21 protein-coding genes are annotated in these 22401 nt (G+C 41.4%); 16 read left to right on the top strand and 5 right to left on the bottom strand.

Annotated elements, in window-relative coordinates:
- Positions 1-4 precede the first annotated feature (4 nt).
- From PAUR_RS01850 to PAUR_RS01800, 11 genes are all read left to right on the top strand, one after another.
- A complete protein-coding gene (locus PAUR_RS01850) occupies positions 5-1003 on the top strand; it encodes a COX15/CtaA family protein (RefSeq protein WP_192506131.1) in 999 nt (332 codons plus the stop codon).
- Positions 1000-1902 (top strand): heme o synthase, encoded by a 903-nt coding sequence (cyoE, locus tag PAUR_RS01845; protein WP_192506130.1) that lies wholly within the window; start codon positions 1000-1002, stop codon positions 1900-1902. The genes PAUR_RS01850 and cyoE overlap by 4 nt, the downstream gene beginning before the upstream one ends.
- Positions 1902-2495, top strand: a complete 594-nt coding sequence (locus PAUR_RS01840) for an SCO family protein (RefSeq protein ID WP_192506129.1) — start codon at positions 1902-1904, stop codon at positions 2493-2495. Before cyoE ends, PAUR_RS01840 begins: the two co-directional genes overlap by 1 nt.
- A gap of 169 nt (positions 2496-2664) precedes the next feature.
- Positions 2665-2937, top strand: coding sequence for an STAS domain-containing protein (locus tag PAUR_RS01835; protein ID WP_192506128.1), 273 nt, complete (start codon positions 2665-2667; stop codon positions 2935-2937).
- A 9-nt stretch (positions 2938-2946) separates the two neighbouring features.
- Complete coding sequence (locus PAUR_RS01830) at positions 2947-3309, top strand: response regulator (protein WP_192506127.1); 363 nt, start codon at positions 2947-2949, stop codon at positions 3307-3309.
- A 14-nt stretch (positions 3310-3323) separates the two neighbouring features.
- Positions 3324-5417, top strand: a complete 2094-nt coding sequence (locus tag PAUR_RS01825; RefSeq protein WP_192506126.1) for a chemotaxis protein CheA — start codon at positions 3324-3326, stop codon at positions 5415-5417.
- Entirely contained in the window at positions 5414-5923 is a 510-nt protein-coding gene (locus PAUR_RS01820; RefSeq protein ID WP_192506125.1) for a chemotaxis protein CheW, read from the top strand. Before PAUR_RS01825 ends, PAUR_RS01820 begins: the two co-directional genes overlap by 4 nt.
- 12 nt (positions 5924-5935) lie before the next feature.
- On the top strand, positions 5936-8644 hold the full coding sequence (locus PAUR_RS01815; protein WP_192506124.1) for a methyl-accepting chemotaxis protein: 2709 nt from the start codon (positions 5936-5938) through the stop codon (positions 8642-8644).
- A gap of 45 nt (positions 8645-8689) precedes the next feature.
- The gene (locus PAUR_RS01810; RefSeq protein ID WP_192506123.1) at positions 8690-9511 is read left to right on the top strand and encodes a CheR family methyltransferase; all 822 of its coding nucleotides are present in this window, start codon (positions 8690-8692) and stop codon (positions 9509-9511) included.
- Positions 9504-10121 carry a chemoreceptor glutamine deamidase CheD gene (gene cheD / locus PAUR_RS01805; protein ID WP_192506122.1) on the top strand — a complete coding sequence of 206 codons (618 nt, stop codon included), beginning with the start codon at positions 9504-9506 and terminating at the stop codon, positions 10119-10121. The genes PAUR_RS01810 and cheD overlap by 8 nt, the downstream gene beginning before the upstream one ends.
- Before the next feature lie 8 nt (positions 10122-10129).
- Positions 10130-11158 carry a protein-glutamate methylesterase/protein-glutamine glutaminase gene (locus PAUR_RS01800; RefSeq protein ID WP_192506121.1) on the top strand — a complete coding sequence of 343 codons (1029 nt, stop codon included), beginning with the start codon at positions 10130-10132 and terminating at the stop codon, positions 11156-11158.
- Between the two features lie 17 nt (positions 11159-11175).
- On the opposite strand, the gene PAUR_RS01795 is transcribed toward PAUR_RS01800, so the two are convergent.
- Complete coding sequence (locus tag PAUR_RS01795; RefSeq protein ID WP_192506120.1) at positions 11176-12222, bottom strand: polysaccharide deacetylase family protein; 1047 nt, start codon at positions 12220-12222, stop codon at positions 11176-11178.
- Here PAUR_RS01795 and dinF point away from each other — a divergent pair.
- Positions 12199-13530 (top strand): MATE family efflux transporter DinF, encoded by a 1332-nt coding sequence (gene dinF, locus PAUR_RS01790; protein WP_192506119.1) that lies wholly within the window; start codon positions 12199-12201, stop codon positions 13528-13530. The genes PAUR_RS01795 and dinF overlap by 24 nt on opposite strands.
- Here the strand turns inward: dinF and PAUR_RS23520 are convergent.
- Both PAUR_RS23520 and nfuA read right to left on the bottom strand, forming a co-directional pair.
- Positions 13475-13750 carry a hypothetical protein gene (locus PAUR_RS23520; RefSeq protein ID WP_225738258.1) on the bottom strand — a complete coding sequence of 92 codons (276 nt, stop codon included), beginning with the start codon at positions 13748-13750 and terminating at the stop codon, positions 13475-13477. The two genes, dinF and PAUR_RS23520, sit on opposite strands and share 56 nt — an antisense overlap.
- A gap of 6 nt (positions 13751-13756) precedes the next feature.
- The gene (gene nfuA, locus PAUR_RS01785; RefSeq protein ID WP_192506118.1) at positions 13757-14332 is read right to left on the bottom strand and encodes a Fe-S biogenesis protein NfuA; all 576 of its coding nucleotides are present in this window, start codon (positions 14330-14332) and stop codon (positions 13757-13759) included.
- A gap of 146 nt (positions 14333-14478) precedes the next feature.
- Between nfuA and PAUR_RS01780 the strand changes: the two genes are divergently transcribed.
- Positions 14479-17031: a M14 metallopeptidase family protein gene (locus PAUR_RS01780; RefSeq protein ID WP_192506117.1), complete on the top strand. Its 2553-nt coding sequence runs from the start codon at positions 14479-14481 to the stop codon at positions 17029-17031.
- On the opposite strand, the gene PAUR_RS01775 is transcribed toward PAUR_RS01780, so the two are convergent.
- Positions 17011-17694 (bottom strand): ComF family protein, encoded by a 684-nt coding sequence (locus tag PAUR_RS01775; RefSeq protein ID WP_192506116.1) that lies wholly within the window; start codon positions 17692-17694, stop codon positions 17011-17013. The two genes, PAUR_RS01780 and PAUR_RS01775, sit on opposite strands and share 21 nt — an antisense overlap.
- 60 nt (positions 17695-17754) lie before the next feature.
- On the opposite strand from PAUR_RS01775, the gene bioH reads away from it, so the two are divergent.
- From bioH to PAUR_RS01760, 3 genes are all read left to right on the top strand, one after another.
- Entirely contained in the window at positions 17755-18492 is a 738-nt protein-coding gene (gene bioH, locus PAUR_RS01770; protein WP_192506267.1) for a pimeloyl-ACP methyl ester esterase BioH, read from the top strand.
- 101 nt (positions 18493-18593) lie between these two features.
- The gene (locus PAUR_RS01765; RefSeq protein ID WP_192506115.1) at positions 18594-18902 is read left to right on the top strand and encodes a hypothetical protein; all 309 of its coding nucleotides are present in this window, start codon (positions 18594-18596) and stop codon (positions 18900-18902) included.
- A 17-nt stretch (positions 18903-18919) separates the two neighbouring features.
- Positions 18920-19888, top strand: a complete 969-nt coding sequence (locus tag PAUR_RS01760) for a putative metalloprotease CJM1_0395 family protein (protein ID WP_192506114.1) — start codon at positions 18920-18922, stop codon at positions 19886-19888.
- A gap of 103 nt (positions 19889-19991) precedes the next feature.
- Here PAUR_RS01760 and PAUR_RS01755 read toward each other — a convergent pair whose 3' ends face one another.
- Positions 19992-22313 carry a Tex family protein gene (locus PAUR_RS01755; protein ID WP_192506113.1) on the bottom strand — a complete coding sequence of 774 codons (2322 nt, stop codon included), beginning with the start codon at positions 22311-22313 and terminating at the stop codon, positions 19992-19994.
- Positions 22314-22401 lie beyond the last annotated feature (88 nt).

The following is a 22401-nucleotide window of genomic DNA, read 5'->3' as shown; positions in this document are numbered from 1 at the left end:
GAGTATGCAATATAATTATCGAAAAATAGCACTCTTCGGTTGCTTATTGGCTGCTGTGGTTGTCACGTTAGGTGCATATACGCGTTTAAGTAACTCAGGCCTTGGCTGCCCAGATTGGCCAGGGTGTTATGGCTTTATGTCAGTACCTACATTAGCTGAAGATGTGCTTGTTGCGCAGTCTCAGTTCCCTGAAAGCGAGATTGAACATGAAAAGGCTTGGATTGAAATGATCCATAGATATTTTGCGGCGATTTTAGGGTTACTTGTTCTGTTTTTGTGTGTAATAGCGATTAGGTATAAGCGGGAAAGTCCTTTACCTACAAAGCTTGTTTGTTTATTAACCTTACTCATTTTATTCCAAGGCGCGTTGGGAATGTGGACGGTAACTATGAATTTGCAACCTTTTATAGTGATGGGGCATTTATTAGGGGGCTTTAGTATTTTATCGTTGTTGTCATTACTATACTTTCGCGTTGCAACTAGTTTGAGTCCATTGGCTGACAAGGTATCTCACCGGTTTAAAATGGTACTGTTTGTCTTGGGGATATTGGTTATTCAAATTGCTCTAGGTGGTTGGGTGGCCGCGAATTATGCTGCACCTCATTGTACGGGCCTTCCTGCATGTAACAATATGGAGTTGTTTTCAATTAATAGCTTATTTCATTTACCAATTGGTCAAGAAAATTATGAGTATGGCGTATTGCCATTTGAAACGAGGCTGTCTATCCATTTTGTTCATCGATTTTGGGCGCTGGTCACGTCAATTGCGATATTTGTCATGGCTATCAAGCTGTATGCACTCGCAACATCAACAACTTTCAAATATGCCATTCTCTGGGTCGTGGCATTATTGATTATTCAGTTGAGTGTGGGAGCGGCGATTGTATATCTACAATTTCCGCTACTTTTAACCCTCTTTCATAATTTTATGGCAGCTATGTTATTGACTAGCATGGTTAGGTTGTGTTTTTTAATCAAGTACCGATGTGGAGAGGCAGTATGAAAACAGCGATTATGAATCAAAGTGTGCATGCTTCTTGGTGGCACTCAGTGGGCAACTACATTGCCATTTGTAAAGCGAAAGTAGTGGCTATGTTGGTTATTACTGCTTGGGTTGGTATTGCTTTGGCACCAGAGATGGATCGCAGTTGGATATCCCAAATAATGAGTTTATTGGGTATTGGTGCTTTAGCGGCAGCGGCAGCGGCCGTTAACCATGTTGTCGACCGAGAAATAGATCAAAAGATGGCGCGAACGCGACACAGACCTGTCGCGACGGACCGATTAACGGTGCGTGATGCATTGTTGTTTTCCTCAGGGTTGACCGTGATAGGAGTTGTTGTTCTTTTACAGTGGAGCAACCTACTGTGTACTGTATTAACGCTGCTAGCTCTTTTAGGTTATGCCGTTGTTTATACCCTATTCTTAAAGCGAGCAACCCCCCAAAATATCGTGATTGGTGGGTTAGCTGGTGCGATGCCGCCACTTCTTGGCTGGGTCAGTGAAACTGGGCAGTTAGATGCAGAGCCTTTACTCTTAGTCATGATTATTTTTGCTTGGACCCCTCCACACTTTTGGGCATTGGCGATAGCCCGAAGAAATGACTATCAGCGTGCTAATATTCCGATGTTGCCTGTAACTCATGGTACACAGTTCACGCAACTATGCATGATTGTCTATACCATATTACTCGCACTGATCTGCATTGTACCTTATCTAATTTCGATGTCTGGATGGTTTTATTTAGTGTGTTCAAGTGTATTAAATGGTTGGTTTATAGTTAAAAGTGTGAGTCTGTATTATTGGCCCTCAGATGAGAAAGCGATGGCGCTTTTTCGTTTTTCAATAAGTCATTTACTGCTACTATTTGTCGCTCTTTTTGCAGATAAATGGATTATGTAATGCGTTATATCTTACTTGGGATTGTTTCGGTTTTATTACTTGGGTGTTCAGAAAAACCGGTGGTATCTGATTTGACGGTTCATTATCAACAGCCAAAACTTATCAAACCATTTGCGTTAACAGACCAACATGGCGAAATATTGACTGAGCAAGATTTACCAGGACAATGGACATTGTTGTTTCTAGGGTATACGAGTTGCCCTGATATTTGTCCGATGACATTGGCGAAACTTGCTCAAGTACATCAACGACTACAAAATAGTGTGCCATTGTCTATTTGGTTTATATCGGTAGACCCGCACAGGGACACTGTTGAAAAGCGTCAAGCATATATAGATTATTTCAATCACGAGTTTAAAGCGATGAGTGGGCCTCACGCGACATTATTTCCGTTTGTACGTGATATTGGGTTAATTTATGCGATTAATAACAGTGAAGACTCAGAGTATTATGTTGATCATAGCGCGTCGGTGGCATTGATTAATCCAAATGGTGAATTAGCGGCTATTTTCAAGGCCAAATACACGGCAAATGAAATTCCATTGATTGATGTTGCTACGCTGATCTCTGATTTTAACCTTATTGCAATGTAAGAACAGAAATACGGGATAATGTGCTTGAATTATAGTGCGCGTTTTTCCGGTATTTATAGCTAACACGCTAATTATTTTTACCTTTTTTGTATTAACTTTTATGGCATTTTTTACATCTGCGTCTAAGCTGAGTTTATAAATATAAATTTACAAGGACAGTGCCCTGCATATGTTGAAACTTTCACCTGAGTTGACGATAAGTCAAGTTGAAGATTTACATCAGCAGTTGCAGCAAGAACTGCATGTAGAGCATGACGTTTGTATTGATATTTCTGAAGTCTGTAGAGCTGATACGGCGTCAATTCAATTGCTTTGTGCGTTACAAAAACATCTCCAGAACATCAATCATCAAATAGTCTGGCACGGGCAAAGTACTGCGTTTACTAATGCAGTCGATGAGTTAGGGCTAGTACAATATTTAGCCCTAGATAGTGTTAATTAAGAGGTCAGTATGAAAAAGATTTTGGCTGTAGACGATTCTGCATCAATGCGACAAATGGTCGGATTCACATTAAAAAAAGCGGGTTTTGATGTAACTGAGGCTAAAGATGGCAGTGAGGCGCTTAGTATTGCAAAGCAGCAGGGGTTTGACGCCGTTATATCTGATGTGAATATGCCTGTGATGGATGGTATTACCTTAATTCGTGAACTGCGCTCGTTACCTAATTATAAATTCACCCCATTGTTAATGTTGACTACTGAATCGGGTTTAGATAAGAAAACCGAAGGTAAAGCAGCAGGGGCTACAGGGTGGATTGTTAAACCGTTTAACCCGGAGCAGTTGTTAGCGGTATTAAAAAAGGTTATTCGTTGATCTAGGAGTGCCTTATGAGTATTGATTTAAGTCAATTCTTTGAAGTTTTTTTTGAGGAAAGCTTTGAAGGGTTAGATGCAATGGAAGCCGAGTTACTTAATTTAGAACCAGGCGCTGAAGACTCCGAAACGATCAATACAATTTTCAGAGCCGCACATTCTATTAAAGGTGGCAGTGGCACTTTTGGCTTTACGTCAGTGTCCGATTTTACCCATGTTTTAGAAACACTTTTAGATCAGATCCGTGATGGGCAACGTCAATTAACTGCTGAGCATGTAAACTTGTTACTCAAATCAGTTGATTGTTTGCGGGCTTTATTGGGGGCACTTCAAGCAGAACAAGCACCAGACCTTAGTGAAGCCAATGAACTAAGGTTAAAATTTGAAGTGATTCTCGGTATGAGTGATGGTGTGGCTGAAGAGCCTGTTGAGTCACTTCAAGAGTCTTCAGGAGAGTCCACTTATCAAATTGATTTCAAGCCTTTGCCTCATTTGTTTAAAACCGGTAATGAACCCCTCTACATGATTAGCGAATTAGCTGAACTTGGAGAATTAGAAACAACAGCTTTCTATGATGGGATCCCAAGTATCGAAAATTTAAGTCCAGATGAGTGCTTTTTAAGTTGGCGATTTTTTTTGACAACCATCAAACCTGAATCAGCAATTAAAGAGATTTTTGAATGGGTTGAAGATGATGCACATATTGAAATTACAATGTGCGGCGGGCTATTTGGTAAGGTCGCCAGTAACGCGGATGTAGAAACAGCAAATGTCAATATTGAGAGTAATAGTGGCCTCGAAACGCCATCACCAAAACCGGTTAAAGCTGAAGTGCCAGTCAACTCTCTCGGGAAAAAAGCTGAACCAAAAAAACCATCAGAACAAAGCTCCACGTCTATTCGAGTCGGTATTGATAAGGTCGATTCCCTGATAAATATGGTTGGAGAGCTTGTTATTACACAAGCCATGCTGAGTCAAATCGGAGAGCAGGATATAACAGAGACAACCATTACTTCATTACAAGAAGGTTTGGCGCAGCTTGCTCACAATACTCGAGATCTGCAAGAAAATGTTATGCGCATTAGAATGTTGCCTATTAGTTTTGTATTCAGTCGCTTCCCTCGCTTAGTCCGAGATATATCACAGAAACTTAATAAGCAAGTTGAATTGAAACTGTTAGGGGAACAAACCGAACTGGATAAAACGGTTATGGAGAAAATCTCCGATCCGATGGTGCATTTAGTGAGAAACTCTTTAGATCATGGATTAGAGACTCCTGAGCAGCGAGTTGCTGCGGGTAAAGATCCAGTAGGCACTGTTACCTTAAATGCATTTCATCAAGGAGGAAACATTGTGATCGAAATTATGGATGATGGGCAAGGTTTAAATACAGAGAAAATTAAAGAAAAAGCCATTGCAAATGGTCTGGTGCAAGAATCCGATGAGCTCAGTGCAGATGAAATAAATGAACTTATTTTCATGCCAGGTTTTTCTACTGCAGACGCAGTGAGTGATATTTCTGGCAGGGGAGTGGGTATGGATGTTGTGCGACGAAATATTCAAGCATTGAATGGCTCTGTTGAGGTGTCGTCTGCACCAGGTGTTGGTTCAACATTTACAATACGTTTACCGTTAACATTAGCGATTCTTGATGGTCAATTGGTCAAGGTTGCTCAGCACACTTACATTATTCCACTCATTTCAATCGTTGAATCGTTACAAATTGATATTTCAAAAGTCAGTCGCGTTGGCAAAGATTTGGATGTATTGAGGCTAAGGGATGAATATATCCCGATTTTGAGACTCTACGACATTTTTAGCCATCAAGGGGCAATTGAAGAGCTTGATAAAACACTCTTAGTTGTTGTGGAAAGTGACAACCATAAAGTTGGCTTACTTGTTGATGATTTATTAGCCCAGCAACAAGTCGTAATTAAGAGCCTTGAAGCTAACTATCAAAAGGTGGATGGAGTATCGGGTGCAACAATACTTGGTGATGGTCGAGTATCATTGATTATTGATATTAGCGGTTTGATAAAACTAAGTGGTTTAAAGCGGCCTGGATCACAAGAGCTTCTAGTAGAAGCGAAAGCTGTTGAGGTTGCATGATGAATGAACAAGCTGATTTAAACCAACAATTAATTCTAGGTGGTCAACAAGATGAAGATCAGTATCTTACATTTATGATGGCTGGTGAAGAATATGGAATGGATATCTTAGCAGTTCAAGAGATTAGAGGTTGGGAAGATGCCACCGTTATTCCTAATGCCCCAGCGTTTGTTAAAGGGGCGATTAACTTACGAGGGACGATAGTCCCCATTATTGATTTACGGTTACGCTTTGGGATTGAAAGTGTGGCGTACAGCCCTCTAACTGTTGTAATTGTTGTGTCAGTTGAGATAAAAGATCAGCTCAAAGTAATGGGCTTAGTCGTAGATGCGGTCTCGGATGTTTATAGTATTTCTGAGGAAAAGGCTAAAGATGTTCCTGATTTTCAGGATTCTGATAATGCACAATATGTGCATGGCTTAGTAAATGTCGGCGAGAAAATGGTTGTGTTACTTAATTTAGCGAGAGTGTTAGATTTGAGCGCAAATTATATGCAGCATGGGTAAAGTGGAGAGAACATGAGTAATCATAATTTACAGGGGTCAATTAATAATAAATTGATGTATGTTGGCATCGTTCAAATTGCCTGTATTGCTTTGGCATTTAAGCTTATAGGTATTGATCTGACACTGATAAATAGTGCAATGATGTTGGTGCCTATTATTGCTGTATTAGCTTGCGTCTTGTACTTGAAGCATTGCTTTAGTCATTATCTCGCTCAACTTGAGTGCGTTGAGCGCGTTTTGCCGTTTTTACAAGTTGAAGAGATAGAAACAATAGCCACGATTGATTTTAGTCATTACTCGCAATTACACCGTGCTTTGACTGCGCAATCAGAGCAGTCCCTTAAATCTGATAAAAGTCATATAGATAGTTTAATTAGAGCCTTGCGAGTGTGCCAAGCAAATATCATGGTCGCTGATACAGATCTTAATATTACGTATCTGAATGATTCAGTAACCCAAATGTTAAAAGATAACGAAGCTAAGTTACAAGAGAGTTTGCCAAGTTTTCGTGTAGATGGCTTAGTTGGCAGGAATATTGATGCATTCCATGTAAACCCCGCACATCAAAGGAGTTTATTAGGGACTCTGTCTCAGGTATATACGACAAAGATTAAAGTTGCAGGCTTGACGTTTGAGTTAATAGCGACACCAGTATTCAATGATCAGCATGAGCGTATCGCAACATTGGTTGAATGGAAAGATATAACGGAAAAATTAGAGTTTGAGGAGAAGCAGCGAGTGCTGTCCGCACACACGGCTCGTATATCGAGCGCATTAGATGTGTGCCAAGCGAATGTAATGTTAGCCGATCCCGATTTGAATATTGTTTATGCCAATCACTCAGTATTACAAATGTTAACTGCTAATCAAGCACAGCTTAGAAGTGCGCTACCTAATTTTGATGCAAGTAAGTTAATTGGTGAATGTATCGATGTATTTCATGTAAACCCCAGCCATCAACGACACTTATTGGCGAAACTAACACAAACCTACAAGACAGACATTGAGGTGGCTGGCTTTATATTTGGACTGATAGCCACACCGGTATACGATGATAATAATGAAAGACTGGGTACAGTGGTTGAATGGGAAGACAAAACCAAACGTTTGGCTAAAGAGAAAGAAGAGCAAGAACGCGCAAATGAAAATTTACGGGTGAAGCGGGCACTTGATAATGTGGCAACGAATACCATGATTGCAAATGACGAACACAATATCGTCTATATGAACAAAGCCGTTGTTCATATGATGGGCAATGCAGAAAGTGATATTAAGAAAGATTTACCACATTTTGATAGTCGTACTTTACTTGGCTCAAATATTGACATTTTCCACAAAGATCCATCACATCAACGAAGTATGTTAGAGCGTTTGACATCAGTTTATAAAACGGAAATCTTAGTGGGTGGCCGGACATTTGGGTTGGTCGCTAATCCAATTATAGGTGCTGATGGAGAAAGAATTGGTACAGTGGTTGAGTGGAGCGATAGAACAGCGGAGGTAGCGATTGAAGCGGAAGTTAATGGGCTTGTTGTTGCAGCAGGTAAAGGTGATTTAAGCACTAGATTGGAAGAAGCGAATAAACAAGGTTTTTATTTACGTTTAACCCAAGGTTTAAACGAGCTTGTCGGTATTGTTGATGGGGCTGTGTCAGATACGGCACAAATGTTAGATGCGCTGGCCAATGGTGATTTAACACGCCGTGTTAATGCAAATTACCATGGTGCTTTTGACAAGTTAAAGCAAGATGCGAATGCCACCGCTGATAAATTAACCGAGGTGCTCAATCGAATTAATTCTTCCGCGACGCTGGTGGCCAGTGGTGCAGAAGAGATTTCGCAGGGAAATACTGATCTAAGTCAAAGAACAGAAGAACAAGCTTCGTCATTAGAAGAAACAGCGTCTAGTATGGAAGAAATGACCAGTACGGTTAGACAAAATGCAGATAATGCAAAAATTGCAAATAGCCTAGCTGAGGAGACATGCGATAAAGCAATGCTCGGTGGTGAGGTTGTTAATCGTGCAGTCTCGAGTATGTCTGCAATAAATGAGTCGAGTAAAAAAATAGCAGATATTATTGGCGTGATCGATGAAATTGCTTTCCAGACGAATTTGCTGGCGCTTAATGCGGCCGTTGAAGCCGCTCGAGCGGGTGAACAGGGCCGCGGGTTTGCTGTAGTTGCAGGTGAAGTGCGTAATTTAGCACAGCGGTCGGCTGGTGCGGCAAAAGAAATCAAAGATCTGATCCGTGATAGTGTGGGTAAGGTTGAAGACGGTACAATTCTGGTTAACGAATCAGGAGAAACACTTAAGGATATTGTTGCCTCAGTAAAACGTGTTACGCAGATGATTTCTGATATAGCTGAAGCCTCGGTGGAACAAAGCTCAGGTATTGAGCAAGTGAATAAAGCGGTCACGCAGATGGATGAAATGACCCAACAAAATGCGGCTCTTGTTGAAGAGGCATCTGCCGCAGGTGAGTCGATGGCAGAACAAGCTAACAATATGAAAAGATTGCTTAATTACTTCTCTTTGAATGAGGAATCAGAGGCCACAACGATGGGGTTATCGTCACAAACGCATTCGGTGCCTGAGGCATTAGCTAATCGCCCACCTCAAGCATCTGCACGTATTGAGCATTCCACGGCAAATGAGGGCGCTAATGCACCCGCAACAGGTAATCAATTTGCAGACAATTCGGAAGAGTGGGAAGAGTTTTAATACATGACATAGCGCTTTCTATTCAATAAAAAAGGAGCCTGTGGGATGCGGGAATTTACGTTTACTGATACGGACTTTAAAGTGATTTCTGAGCGGGTGTATCAAGCATGTGGTATTGTGCTTGGCCCGCATAAAAGAGAAATGGTTTATTCTCGAATTGCACGGCGAATAAGGGCGAATGGCCTCACTTCATTTACTGATTATTTGCGGTATTTAGAAACGCATAGCGATGCTGAATTTAGCCACTTTATTAATGCAATTACAACAAACTTAACGTCTTTTTTCAGAGAAAATCATCATTTCGAGTATTTATCGGAGCAAATTATTCCCTCACTTTTAGAGACGAATAGGGAGTCTCGGCGAGTACGAATTTGGTCTGCTGGTTGTTCTACGGGTGAAGAGCCATATAGCATTGCAATGACTATTATGGATAAATTTCCATCATCATGGGACGTGAAAATTTTAGCGACTGATTTAGATTCAAATGTACTTAGCAAAGCGCAACAAGGAGTGTATGAACCGGATACTATTACGGGTTTGGCAGCGAACCAGTTGAAATTATTTTTTCTAAAAAGTGCCGATGAAAAGGCATATAGAGTTAAACCACAGTTACAACAACAGATTTCATTTAAGCGATTAAATTTGCTTGAAAACTGGCCTATGAAAGGTCCATTTGATGTGATTTTTTGCCGTAATGTACTGATTTATTTTGATAAGGAAACTAAAGATACGTTATTTAGGCGATATCATGAGATGTTATCACGTGACGGACATTTGTTTATTGGCCATTCAGAAACGATGGGTAAAGAGCATGACGAATTTAAGAATTTAGGTAAAACCACGTATAAGAAGATATGCAATGGATAAGCAGTTCAAGTCAGTCATAAGTGGTTTTGAACATGTTAAGCGCTTTTGGGATTCCGGTCGTTCGATGGTGGTAGCAAAAGTGCTCCCAGGTGAATTTTATGTGTCTAAAAATGATGAGTTAATATCGACAGTATTAGGTTCGTGTATTGCGGCGTGTGTGTATGATGATAGATTAGGCATTGGTGGTATGAATCATTTTATGTTGCCAGGAGTGAAAGGCATGGAAGAAATTCATGCTGATGATTTAAATTGTCGATATGGTCACTGGGCAATGGAATATCTTATAAATGAAGTGCTTAAAAATGGTGCTGCGAGAGAGAATTTAAAAATAAAGTTGTTTGGTGGAGGGAAAATAATCCGCTCAATGACTGATATTGGTGTTGGTAATATACGGTTTGCGAATGCTTATATTAAAGATGAAGCGTTAGATCTGGTATCACACGATGTTGGAGGACCATGGCCTAGAAAGGTGGTTTTTCACCCTCAAACGGGAAAAGCACAGGTGAAAAAGTTGCGTGAAATGCATAATGATACGATAGAAAAGAGAGAAGTTAGGTATCTACATGACATTGAAACGCAAGATGCAAAAACTGATATAGAGTTGTTTTAGGAGGGAGCATGATTAAAGTACTCGTAATTGATGATTCTCCCTTAATAAGAGGGATACTAACAGAGGTATTGCAACAAGCCGCAGACATTCGAGTCGTTGGATGCGCAGAAGATCCATATCAAGCAAGGGAATTGATTAAAACACTTCACCCTGATGTACTAACACTTGATATAGAAATGCCTAAAATGGATGGCTTAAGCTTTTTAAGAAATTTAATGCGTTTGCGACCTATGCCAGTAGTCATGATTTCGACATTGACTCAGCAAGGATCACCAGCCACGCTTGAGGCTTTAGAAATTGGTGCTGTTGATTTTATTGCTAAACCAAAGGTGAATGTGTCAGAACAGTTACAGGCGTATGCTGATACATTACAAGAAAAGGTCAGAGTTGCTGCTCAAGCACGGATCAGGCCATTTAAGGCGTCAGATCACATTCCTCCAACCATCATAGGCGAGTCACAACAGTACAAAGTCAACGCGATTTTGGCGATTGGGGCTTCGACGGGGGGAACAGAAGCAATTAAAGAAGTATTGATGAAGCTGCCAAAGCATGCCCCTGCTACTGTGATAACACAACATATTCCCCCTGTATTTAGTGCGTCTTTTGCACAACGTATGGATCGTTGCACGAGTGTGCTTGTTAAAGAGGCGGAACATGGAGATGTGTTAGGACCAGGTAAAGTGTTTATTGCGCCAGGGGATAAACATTTAAAAATAGTGAAACGCGGCTCGGTGACGGTCTGTGAGCTGTATGATGGTGATCCTGTGAATCGGCATAAACCTGCTGTAGATGTTTTGTTTGATTCACTGATCCCATTGGCAAAACAAGTGAGTGCCGTGCTTTTAACTGGCATGGGAAGTGATGGTGCAAAAGGGATGTTAAAGTTGCGACAGAACGGAGCAAAGACTGCAGCACAAGATGAAGCGAGTTGTGTGGTGTGGGGTATGCCTCGGGCGGCTGTGCAGCTTGAGGCTGCACAGACTGTTATACCACTGAGTCGAGTAGCTCAGACATTGTTGTCATCAGTCACTAAGTAGAGGTGGCATGTTGGAATTTAATTGTCGTGATGAGACTTAATAATTACCCATGGCTGCGAGTACCAATAGTATTGACCCGGTTTCCCTTTAATCGGGGCGGTACAGTTATACCTTGAGCGACCTAATGTCAGAGCGTGTGAAGAAGTGATGGAGACACTTTTGTCATTTAACCATGTTAGCTCAGCAGTGCCTCCCCCAGATATGAAGCAAGCTAATTGGCCAGTATGGAAGGGCTTGTTGTGGAAGGTGAGTGTGATTATTGGCTTTGATTGTGATGTCACTGAATTATCATATTGCGCAGCTGCGATTGAAAAAGCATTTGAATGTAATTTTGTCTTGAGCGTGTTTAAATCAGCATAAATTCCAGATGCCGGAAAACGTGGGATACGAGTGAAGTCAGAGTAAATGCCCACAGCCCCAGAATGCTGTCCTATGCCAATATAGCCTAACTCCGCAACAAGTTGTTGTAGTGCAGTGTTAAACTCGCCATAAGGGTAAGCTAATAGCTTTGCATTATGCCCCACTTCTTCTTTAATGCGTTGTTCTGACCAGGTGATATCTTGCTTAATTCGTGTGTACCAAACATCATGGGTTTCTCCCATTAACTTTTTATGGAGATAATCATGTTGTGCACTGTGATTCGCGATCAATGCTCCTCGTTTGGCAAGCGTTCTTAATTCATCCCAAGTCATGACGTAACTTTGTTGTTCGTCAATGAGCTTGGGGTTGACGAAAATAGTATACGGATAGTTAAATTTTTCAAGTAAGGGGGCGGCATCTGTGATGTTGTTGTCGTAACCATCATCAAAGGTAATGGCGACCGTGTTAGGTCCTACCGCTAGGCCATGCTTTAGTTTCTGTAAAAGTGTGTTTAATGGCACAACTTTAAAATTATTTTCTTTAAGATATTGAAGATGTGCTGTAAATGTATCACTACTTACTGAGGTTACAGCGGGCAGCTTTTCGCTGACGTGATGATACTGTAATATTACTGCGGCAAACACGCTGCGAGTCATCAACATTGAGGCCAAAAATACAATATGGGTCATTTTCTTAGCAAACATAAGTCCTACCACTTCGCTTTACTTTTACTTGCGGGACCGATGATTTTATCAAATATCTCGGTACCCTTGCTAGGTTTAGTTGATACGGCTGTGATTGGGCATCTCTCAAGTGCCCATTATTTAGCCGGTATTGCTTTAGGATCAGGAAGCATTGCGATTCTATTTTGGTTGGCGAGTTTTTTAAGGATGAGTACAACAGGTGTTATCGCACAGGCATTTGGTGCTAAAGATTTCGTAAGAGTTAAGCAACTCCTGTTAAGTAGCTTATTTTTGTCTCTTATTTTTTCGGTTACGCTTATCGCTTTGAGTCCAGTATTAATGTCTTTGATAGAGGCATTGTCGGGGGCGTCACCACAAGTGATGTCACAGGCGAACAGTTACTTTTCTATTCGAATTATGAGTGCTCCCGCGGCACTAAGTAATTTAGTATTACTCGGGCTCATGCTTGGCATGCATTATGGGAAAGGCCCATTTTATTTGGTGTTGTTTACCAATATTGTGAATATTTTTTTAGATGTGGTGTTTGTACTCGTACTAGATTTTGGGGTCGCTGGTGCGGCTTGGGCGTCTGTAATCGCGGATTATAGTGCATTGGTGTTAGCAGTATGTTTAGTTAAAAAGCTATTCGCTCGTCACGGTGTTTCTTGGGGGGGATCCTTGCCTTCAAAGGAAAGTATTGCAGGTTTGTTGACCCTAAATCGTGATATATTTATCCGCTCTTTGCTGTTGCAGCTATGCTTTAGCTTCATGACTTTTTATGGTGCGCGATTAGGCGAAACGATACTTGCTGCCAATGCTGTGTTGTTGAACTTTCTCATGCTAGTAAGCTTTGCATTAGATGGTATTGCTTATGCTGCCGAAGCGAAAGTGGGTGCAGCGAAAGGGGAAGGGGATGTTCAACAGTTGCATTTGTGGGTTAAGGTAAGCGTATGGTGGGGAAGTATTTTTGCTATTGGATATTGTGTTTTTTTTGCGATATTTGGCTCAACTATCATCGGATTGCTGACGAATATTCCAGATGTAATTAAGGCTGCTAAGCTTTATTTACCATGGCTTATTGTATTACCAATTATTGCTATGGCATGTTTTTTGTTCGACGGCGTATTTGTCGGCCTAACACGAGCAAAGGAAATGCGTAACTCGATGTTTATTGCACTGATGGTTGGATTTTTTGTACCTTTTTATTTAACGATGGAGTGGGGGAATCATGGCTTATGGTTTGCGATGAGCTGCTTTATGGCAACGAGAGGCCTCACTTTGGTTTATCGTTATAAGAAGATATTTGATCAGGGTGCATTGTTGCAATGACTTGTGAAAAGCGATTAGCAAATATACCAAGATAACCCCATGCAGCAAAAAACAATGCCGGGATTAGTAATCCTAGCCCAATTAGCTGCACCCATGCTTGCTCATAATAGCCATATGCAATGGCTATACAGCTAAGTGCAAACAGTCCCAAGCCAATAAAAAAGCGCCTGAGACTCAGCTTAGGGTGCTGCCCAAGTTTATAAATGATGGCTTTTAACATGGTGCCTTAATAATAAGAGTGCTCACCAGCTTGATGCTCTGTGATATCACGTACCCCGGTGATTTCATCAAACTTGGCTATCATTTCTTTTTCAATTCCTTCTTTAAGGGTCACATCAATCATTGAGCAGCCATTACACCCGCCCCCAAATTGTAATATGGCAATCCCTTCTGCTGTGATCTCAACTAGGCTGACCTGACCACCATGATTCGCTAGCTGCGGGTTGACTTCTGAGGTTAGCATATACTCAACGCGTTCATTTAGGTCCGCATTTTCACTCAGCTTTTTAGCTTTGGCATTGGGGGCCTTCAAGGTAAGTTGTGTGCCCATTTTGTCTGTGACAAAGTCAATTTCAGCTTCATCTAAAAATGGTGCACTTTCGGCATCAACCACGGCATCGAAGCCGTTAAAGTTAAGGCGAATATCACTTTCCTCAACGGCATCAGCAGGACAATAAGATACACCACATTCGGCTTGAGAAGTACCTGGGTTTACGACGAACACACGAATGTTAGTTGCTTCTGCTTGATCGGATAGCAGTTTAGCGAAATGTGATTGAGCTGTTTCTGAAATGGTTATCATAACTGTGACTATTACTTGACTAAATTACTCGGATACTTTGTATGATACTCCCCTCATCGTGTTGTCGCTAGTGTTGGACGTAAAAATTTGGCAACTTCTAATTAGGCTGTTAGCGTTTAAACAATCATCAGTTTTAAGGTCTTGATATGCGGTTTGTATTTTTTTGTTTGGCAATAGCGATATGTTTGCCTCTTTCGGTGGTGGCTAAGCCACTTCATTACTATTTTCCAGAAGATATTCAATTTAACCCAAACATTCCTAAGCCTAGTGAAGTACTTGGGTATGAGGTTGGACAATGGCATGTGCGACATGATCAATTAGTACAGTATATGAAAGTGTTAGCTAAGAAGAGTGATCGCGTGCAAATAAAAACAATCGGTTACACGCACGAACAACGGCCATTGCTGTTATTGACTATAACGGCACCTGACAAATTACAACACATTGAAAAAATTCGTACCCAACATTTAGCTCGATTATCTTCAGAAGAGACCAGTGTGGGCACACCTGCGGTTGCTTGGATGGGATATAGTGTGCACGGTAATGAGCCATCTGGTAGTAATGCGGCATTGCTGGTGGCGTATTATCTTGCAGCGGCGCAAAACGATGCGGTAACAGAATTATTGAACAACACGGTTATTTTATTGGATCCCTCTCTAAATCCAGATGGTTTAGCGCGTTTTGCTCAATGGGCAAATAGTAATCGAGGTATGAATTTATCAGCGGATCCACAACATAGAGAGCATGTGGAGGCTTGGCCTTCAGGACGCACAAACCATTATATGTTTGACTTAAATAGAGATTGGCTGTTGCTGCAACATCCGGAGTCTCAAGCTCGGGTGTCTGAATTTCATCGATGGAAACCAAATGTTTTAACTGACTTCCATGAAATGGGATCGAATAGCAGTTACTTTTTCCAACCCGGTATTGCATCTCGGACACACCCTCTAACTCCTAAAATGAATGTGACTTTAACTGAGGTATTAGCACAGTTTCATGCTAAGTCTTTAGATGATGATAAGCAGCTCTATTTTACACAAGAAAGCTTTGATGATTTTTATTACGGAAAGGGATCTACTTATCCGGATGCAAATGGCGCTATAGGTATTTTATTTGAGCAAGCAAGCAGCCGAGGTCATGTACAAGACACAATCAATGGACAGCTCAGTTTTGCGCAAACCATAAAAAACCAGTTAACAACCAGTCTGTCGACATTTACAGGGGTAATGGCGAATAAAAAACAACTACTTTCCTATCAACAGCAGTTTTATCAACAGGCAGTCGCTTTGGCAGACAAAGAGAAGTTTGCAGGTTATGTGGTATCTGCTGGGCAAGATCAACAAAAATTTGAAACGTTTTTATCGTTGCTGTCACAGCATCAAATCGAAGGGTTTACATTACAAAAACCCTTTAAAGTGGCTGGCTACCAGTACCAAATAGGTGATATTTATGTGCCATTAGCACAGCCACAATATCGATTAGTTAAAGCGGTATTTTCGGAACAAAAAACGTTTCAAGATAATACTTTCTATGATGTTTCAGGGTGGACATTAGCACATGCATTTAATTTGAATTTTGCTAAAGCAGATAGTACATGGGGGTTAAAAGTGAGCGAGCAACCTTGGAAGTTGCCTGCAAAGCAGCAATATGAAGTGCTTCCAGATGCGTATGCTTATAGCTTTTCATGGCAACAATGGCAGGCTCCAAAAATGCTGAATTTTTTGTTGAAGAATAAAATTGAAACTCGCGTAGCCATGAAAGCATTTAATGCTATAACCACCTCAGGAGAACACGCTTTTGCCTCAGGTAGTATCGTTATTCCATCAGGGCTTCAGCAGAATAAGCGCTGGCTTGCACTGTTGAATATGGCACAAACTAAGTTTTCGGTAAAAATTCACCCCATCACTACAGGTTTAACGAGTAAAGGCATTGATCTAGGATCTCGCAATATGAGCGCACTCACGCGGCCAAAGGTATTGCTTGTAGGAGGTGAAGGGACTAGTCAGTATGAAGTTGGTGAAGTTTGGTATCATTTGGATAAACATTTAGGCATCGCGCCAACACTTGTTGAGCAAGATAGAATCGCGCAAGTAAATCTCTCAAAATATAGCCATATCATTTTAACAGATGGTCGTTTTAATCGTTTGTCAGATCGGGCTAAAGTGTTGATCACTGGTTGGGTTAATAAGGGAGGTGTAATTTGGGGTCATAAAAGAGGCGCAAAATGGCTGCTTGATAGTCAAATGCTAAATGCGAAAAGTGTGAGTAAAAAAGAAATGGCTGAGCAGTTTAATACCAAGGATCTGACTTATGGTGATCAAGATGCACTGGGTGGTAAGCAGCGTATCGCTGGCGCTATTTTTTCTACTGAGCTCGATCTTTCACATCCGCTTTCCTTCGGCTTTGAACGTGCGACATTACCTGTGTTTAAAAACAGCACCTGGTTGCTTAAAGCGCCTGAAAAGCCGTTCTTATCGGTCAGCAAATATGTAGAAAAACCTTTATTGTCGGGCTACGCCGCAGCAGAGAATGTTTCGAAAATAAGCGAAGGTGCAGCAGTGATTGCCCACCGGTATGGGGAAGGTAGCGTGATAGCCAGTACAGATAACCCTGTTTTTAGAGGGTATTGGTATGGAAGTAGTCGCTTACTGACAAATGCTATATTTTTTGGTCACACACTATCGGTTCAAGGGCGTTAATGCGGTAGTAAATGCCCAAACTTGCGCTGCACCCGCTTCTAGACACGCGCGTGCAGCTGCATTCATTGTTGCACCGGAGGTTATAATATCATCAACAAGTGCTACATTAAGTCCCTCCATTGAGCCTTCAACGTAAAATGCCCCTTTAATATTATGCTGTCGTTTATGCCGTGATAAATTACTTTGAGCTTGCGTGTTGTGTGACCTGACTAATGTAGGAATAGGCGTGACTGTATTGAGTAAACAGGGTTGCCATGTTTGACTGACTTGATTAAAACCTCGGGTGGCTAATCGAATTGGATGTAGGGGGATGACGATGGTTAAATCAGGCGTAAAAGCTGTGTGCGACAAACATCCACTAAACTGTTGTGTAATAACTTGTTGTAGCGCTTTTTTATAATAGGCCTTGTGTTGAAATTTATAACCCTTTAACCATACTTTTAATTGGCTCTCATACCATCCACATGCAATCAAACCACTACAATTTGGCAGCGCGAAGTCTCTTTGAATATCAGGACGTAATAATAGGTTACCCTCACTATGAGCAAATAGCGGCATATCTTCGAGACAATACGGGCATATGACGTCATGTGTTGCTAGAGGGGCATGACAACAAATACAGATATTGGGCATAAGCCAATCGATGATTTTCCTGAGTGCCATCGTTACTTTCCATTGTGTTAGCGGTATTATTACAACAAGTTTGGTTGAGAGTTTTTGAAAATGCAAAATGAAGCGGTTCTGTTACATGGCTGGGGTATGAATGCACAAGTATGGCATTATGTAGAACCAGATATACAGGCAGTATATAAAGGGAATGTGCGCAGTATTAACTTACCGGGCTTCGGTGGCGCATGTTCACCTGCTGGCGATTATTCACTTGCAAGTGCCGCAGAATTACTAGCCAAGCAGCTGCATGCAAACAGTGTTTTAATTGGTTGGTCATTGGGTGGATTATTTGCCCTTTATCTGGCAAAGCATTTTCCAGAGAAAGTGAGTAAAGTCATTTTAATTGCATCAACGCCTTATTTTTGTGAGCAACAATACTGGTTAGGGATCAAACCTGATGTGTTGAATACCTTCCAAGTTCAATTACAAAATAGTGCAGCTAAAACCATCGAGCGATTTTTAGCAATTCAAGCGATGGGAAGTGAAAATGCACGAGAAGATATTAAGCATTTACGGGCTTTGCTCGCGGGATCTCCTGCACCGGATAGTCGAGCACTTAAAGCGGGCCTAGAAATATTAAAACGGGAAGATTTACGGGCTGAAATGAGTGTATTACCACAACCTATTTTTGGTTTATTTGGTCGCTTAGATTCACTAGTACCCAAAGGTGTCATTACACAAATTTGCGAGCTTAACCCACAATTTAACTATGAAGTATTGCCTAAAGCATCACACGCACCATTTATTTCACATCGGCAGGAATTTATAACTTTCCTAAAATCAGTACTTTAAAAATTGAATATAAAAATGGTATTAAAATAGCGAAATCGTGCTTTATTTCCATGACTTTTTGCGCAATAATTAACCATATATAAATGTTTCTGGAGCACGCTATGCCAATTGGTGACGTATTAAATAATGGGATTGAGGGGTTTAATAGAGCCAGCCAAGGTATTGAGCGTGCTAGTGCTGAAATCAATCGTGCGACTCAAAGTTCGCAAGATGAGAATCAATTGGCACAGCAACGTCAATTGCAAGGGGCCCGTCCAGAAGAGTCAGTAACAGCACCTGTTGCTCAACCAGCTAAGATTGATGAAGCATTAGTGAATTTGAAAGTTGAAGAGTTTAATGCGAAGGCGAATGTGCAATCAATTCGTACTGCAGATGAAGCATTGGGCACTTTGATTGATATTAAGGTTTGAGATTGAAGTAAAATGGTATGAGTATTGTAACGCCACCACCGGCGATGAATTTAAATACTGCCAACGTCTACACTGAAACAGCAAGACGTGATAATCAGCTGCGTGAGGTGATCCCTAAAGCAGCACCTACCTCGGCCACATTTACTGAAAATAAAGCGGTAAATGATGGCGATAAAGCGAAAGCCAATTCTCCCGATGATAACACATTATATGATAGCTCAGGTAAACTAGAGAAAAACAAAGTCATTGATGAAAAAGGGGCGCAAAGTGATGATCGTCAAGCCAAATCAGACGGTGATGATACTGCAAGCGAGCAAGAACAAAATGAAGAAAAGGCTGAGCAACAGCAGATCCAAGAATTAAAATCCCGTGATACGGAAGTAAGGTTGCACGAACAAGCGCATGCTCGGGTTGGTGGGCAGTATGCAGGCTCTCCTAGTTATGAATATCAACGAGGTCCTGACGGCAACAATTATGCTGTTGGCGGGCAAGTAATGATTGATGTGGCAGAGATCCCAGGTGATCCTTCTGGTACGATTGAAAAAATGCAAACAGTTCGAGCGGCAGCGTTAGCGCCTGCTGAGCCTTCGGGGGCTGATCGGGCAATTGCAGCTGATGCAACACAAAAACAAGCTGCAGCTCAAGCTGAGTTAGCGAAGCAAGTGATCAGTAGAGGAGCGGAAGAGGAGAATCAACAGCAAGATACGACTCGGGTTCAAAATTATGAAACTCGCAGGTTGGCTGCTGACGATGAAGGATTAGCTCTAAGTGATTCTGCAGTGTTAGAATCAGAGAGTGGGCCATTTTCAGTGGCATTACCAATTGAACCAGAAGCTGTTGCGCTAAAATCAGAAGGTGGACCATTTTCGGTGGCTTTGCCAATTGAAAGAGATCCGCAAATTCAGGCGCGTTCGCTGCGTATTAATGACTTTTATCAACAGTCTGTTCAGCCTGAATTATCTGCATCTCTATCACTTCAAGTCTAGTAGAAATTAGGCTCATTTAATACTCCATATCAGATTAATAACAGATGGATTTACGTATAAAAACCCGTTCAATGACGGGTTTTTATATAAATAAGATACTCGTTTATTTTTTCATCTTGGCAAAAGCTTCCGCAAATGCATTGCCCATCGCAGCATTACCATTATCTTTTTTTGGCTTAGCTGCACGGTTTTGCTGTTTGTTTGGTGTTGACTTCTGAACGTGCGGCTTGCTCTTCTTGATATTTTCACCTGGATGTATTTCATCGTTCAAACGCATAGTAAAGCTGATACGTTTACGAGCTACATCCACTTCAATTACTTTGACCTTTACAATATCACCCGCTTTAACCACCTCACGGGGATCTGAGATAAATTTATTTGTGATTGCGGAAATATGGACCAAACCATCCTGATGTACACCTACATCGATGAAGGCACCAAAATTTGCGACATTTGACACAACACCCTCTAAAATCATCCCTATTTCCAGGTCTGATATCTTTTCGATCCCAGCTTTAAACTCGGCTGTTTTAAACTCTGGGCGAGGATCTCGGCCGGGCTTATCTAGCTCTATTATAATATCGGATACAGTTGGCAAGCCAAATTTATCATTCGTAAAGTCGTTTGCGACGAGTGTATTAAGCACTGTACTGTTACCAATTAAATCGGAAATTGGAATTTCTTTTACTTGTGCAATTTGTTTGACGACCGGGTAAGCTTCTGGGTGAACAGATGAGGCGTCAAGAGGATCTTTACCATCGATGATGCGCAAGAAACCCGCTGCTTGTTCAAATGCTTTTGGACCGAGTCGTTCAACTTTTTTCAGTTGATTACGTGCCGTAAACGAGCCATGTTCATCTCGATATTTAACGATATTATTAGCCAGCGTTTTGCTGAGACCTGATACTCGTGTTAAAAGAGGCGCTGAAGCCATATTTACATCAACGCCAACGGAGTTAACACAGTCTTCTACTACTGAGGTTAATGTTTGGCCTAGTTGACTTTGTGACACATCATGCTGATATTGACCAACACCGATAGATTTTGGCTCGATTTTGACCAATTCGGCTAACGGGTCCTGTAATCTGCGAGCGATAGAAACAGCGCCTCGTAGTGATACGTCTAAATCAGGAAATTCATTCGCTGCGAATTCAGATGCAGAATAAACGGAAGCTCCTGCTTCGCTGACCATAATTTTGCTGAGCTTTAGTTCCTCAGCAGCTTTGAGTAATTCGGAAGCCAGTTTGTCTGATTCTCGAGAGGCAGTTCCGTTGCCAATGGCAATCAATTGCACTTTATGTTGGCGACAAAGCTGTTCAAGTGTGCGTAATGATTTATCCCAATGATTTTGCGGTGCATGTGGAAAAATGGTGTTAGTAGCCAATAATTTTCCAGTACTATCGACCACCGCAATTTTACAACCTGTACGTAAACCAGGGTCGATCCCTAAGGTAACACGCGGTCCAGCAGGTGCTGCCATTAGTAGGTCTTTTAGGTTTTTCGCAAAAACATCAATTGCGCCTGTTTCAGCATTTTCACGTAGTGATCCTAGAAATTCATTTTCTAGATGTAGTGATAATTTAATCTTCCACGTCCACTGTACAACAATCATCAACCATTGACTGGCATTGGCAGACGACACATTGAGTCGATAATGATCGGCTATCATCTGTGCGCAATACTGCTGTGGATTGTCTACCCCTGGTTCTGGATTAATGGCTAATTGTAAGAAGCCCTCATTACGTGCCCTTAGCATGGCCAAAGCTCTGTGAGATGGGACCTTAGTGAGCTTTTCACTGTGTTCGAAGTAATCTCGGTACTTGCTACCGCTGTCTTCTTTTCCTTTTATAACAATCGCTTCAAGTTGACCATTCTGTTGAATGTGATGACGAAATTTAGCGAGTAGTTTGGCGTCTTCAGCGAAACGCTCCATTAAAATGAATTTTGCTCCATCTAACACGGCCTTGATGTCGCTCATTCCAGCTTGGTCATTTAGATATTTTTCAGCCAGTATTTCAGGAGATTGGTTAGCGTCCATGAAAAGCGCATCAGCGAGAGGCTCAAGCCCAGCTTCGATTGCGATTTGCCCTTTGGTACGTCGTTTTGGCTTGTACGGCAAATATAAATCTTCTAACTCGGTTTTGCTTTGTGCATTCGCGATGTCTGTGGCCAGTGCATCAGACAATTTCTCCTGCTCTGTGATTGTATTGAGAATAAAACTTCGGCGCTCTTCTAATTCTCGTAAATAACTCAATCTTTGTTCTAATAGGCGCAGTTGAGTATCGTCTAGTCCGCCAGTGACTTCTTTACGGTAACGGGCAATAAAAGGTACAGTTGCACCTTCATCTAATAAAGCAGTAGCAGCAATGACTTGCTGTTCTTGTGCGTTTAACTCTTGTGCTAAACGTCCAGAGATGTTGCTCATGCAAAATCCTTATAAAGTTCAATACGATACGCGCTAATTCGGCATATATTAATAATACTAACTATATCACAGCATAAATGAATAAGAA

This window comes from Pseudoalteromonas aurantia 208, from assembly GCF_014858725.1.
In the GTDB taxonomy this organism is placed as follows: domain Bacteria; phylum Pseudomonadota; class Gammaproteobacteria; order Enterobacterales; family Alteromonadaceae; genus Pseudoalteromonas; species Pseudoalteromonas aurantia.
Note: the sequence above shows the minus strand (reverse complement) of the source record. Positions and strands in the feature narration are given on the sequence as shown.